At 64.7% G+C, this 1,950-nt stretch carries 1 protein-coding gene; it reads right to left on the bottom strand.

The window, feature by feature from the left end; translation table 11 throughout:
* The coding region (locus K940_RS29850) for a condensation domain-containing protein (RefSeq protein WP_036529770.1) at window positions 1–1,950 on the bottom strand (1,950 nt) is incomplete at both ends.

The following is a 1,950-nucleotide window of genomic DNA, read 5'->3' as shown; positions in this document are numbered from 1 at the left end:
CCGGCGCCGGCCAGATAGATCTCGCCACGCACACCGATCGGCACCGGATTGCGATTCCCATCCAGAACATACACCTCGGTATTCGCCGGCGAGGCATCGAAGGCCGACGCTGCATGCACCACCGACGCCACCTCGGAAGTCGGCCCGTTGAACCCGAACAGCACCTGCTCGCGAGCCTCCGGTCCCATCACCGGCAACTCACCGACCAGCACCCCGGGATTGTCGACGATCGCGCCCAACAACGCTTCGAATCCCTCGGTCAAGCGCACGACCGAATCACGGTCGAACAGTTCGGTGCTGTATTCCCAGACGCAGCGGTAGCGATCGCCTTCCGGGATGACGAGGACCAAGACATCGAAGCCGTAGGCCAGACCGCCGATCGCAGCGGAGTTCAGTTCCGGTGTCGGGCAGTCGTCGGCCAGTTTCAGGTGTGGTAGAGCCTCGGGGGCAAAGTCTTCCAGCACCATCATCGTCTGGAAGATCGGAGGCTTGTTGGGCTCGCGTCGAACTCCCATGCGCTGGACGAGCTCGGCCAACGGCACGTTGCGATGATCCAGAAGCCCGATGATCATGTCATGGGTGTCGAGAACGACCTCGGTGAAGGTGCGTGCGGTGGGCAGGTCGACCCGGACGGGCAGACCGTTGAGGCACATGCCCACCATGGTGTCGAGCTCGCGGCGGCGACGGTCGGCCACGGCGGTGCCCACCAATGCGCTGTCCTGCCCGCTAAAGCGTCCCTGGACACTGCCGAATGCGCTCATCAACACGGCGAATTCGGTGACAGCGCTGCGTTGGGCGAATCGCTTCACGCCAGCGCTGATATCGGCCGAGACGTAGGTTTCGAACGCCGCGCTGGCGTAGGTGCGGCTTGTCGGCCGCGGCCGATCCATCGGCAGGTCCGCGTCGAACGGTGCGCCCTGAAGGGTCCGCTCCCACCATCCGACACTGGCCTCACCGATGGCGCCGTCGGTGAGCAGCTGGCGCTGCCAGAGTGCGTAATCGGTGTACTGGAGCAGTTGCGGTGCCAGTTCTCTCTCCCGATACACAGCCGCGATCTCTCCGGCAACCTGCGCCAGCGATTCTCCGTCGGCCGACATGTGATGAATGTTGATCAGCCAGTACCATTCGTTGTCGGACAGACGCACCAGCCGGCTGCGGAAGGCGTCCGCGCTCAGATCGAACGGCTCGGCGAACCAGTCCTGCGTTGTGCGGTAGAAGTCGTCGAGAGGTAGTCCCGCCCAGTCTTCCACCCGGTGGTCGAGGGCTTCGTCCGCCGTCTGCACCAGCTGTGTCGGGAAGCCGTCGCCGTCTTCGACGAACACCGTGCGTAGCGCCTCGTGGCGTTGGACCACCCATTGCAGGGCCGCGGTGAACCGTTGAGGGTCGACGGGATATTCGAATCGGACGGCGAGGGGCAGCGGATACAACGTGAGCCCTGGCGACTGCTGTTCCAGAAACCACAACGCCTCCTGGATCGGAGACACCGGCCGCGGCAGCCGCGGATCCGCGGGTTCGAGATGCACCAACGGTGGGACCCGAGTCTCGCCCTGGGCATGGTCGAGCCGCTTGCCGAGGGCCTCGGGAGTGCGGGATTCGAAGATGTCCTGGAGCAATACGTCGATGCCGAGAACTTCCTGAAGTGCGCGTTGCACGCGGATACCCAGCAGCGAGTTCCCGCCGAGATCGAAGAAGTCGTCGGTGCGGTCGATCACGCCGATGCCCAGCACTTCCCGCCAGACACTCACGACATATGCCTCCATCGCGGTGCGGGGTGGTGTGGCGAGCTGTCGGCTGCCAGCCATGGCGGTGAGTAGTTGTGTGGTGTCGACCTTTCCGGAGGGCAGGGTCGGGAAGACGTCGACGGCAGTGATCCGGTCGGGGACCATGTAGCGTGGTTTGTTCGCCCGCAGGCGCCGCTGCACGGTCCTGGTGTCGACGGTCGCTGGTGTC

The sequence above is a fragment of the Nocardia sp. CNY236 genome (assembly GCF_000482385.1).
Lineage (GTDB): Bacteria > Actinomycetota > Actinomycetes > Mycobacteriales > Mycobacteriaceae > Nocardia.
This window is presented reverse-complemented; position numbering and strand designations above follow the sequence as displayed.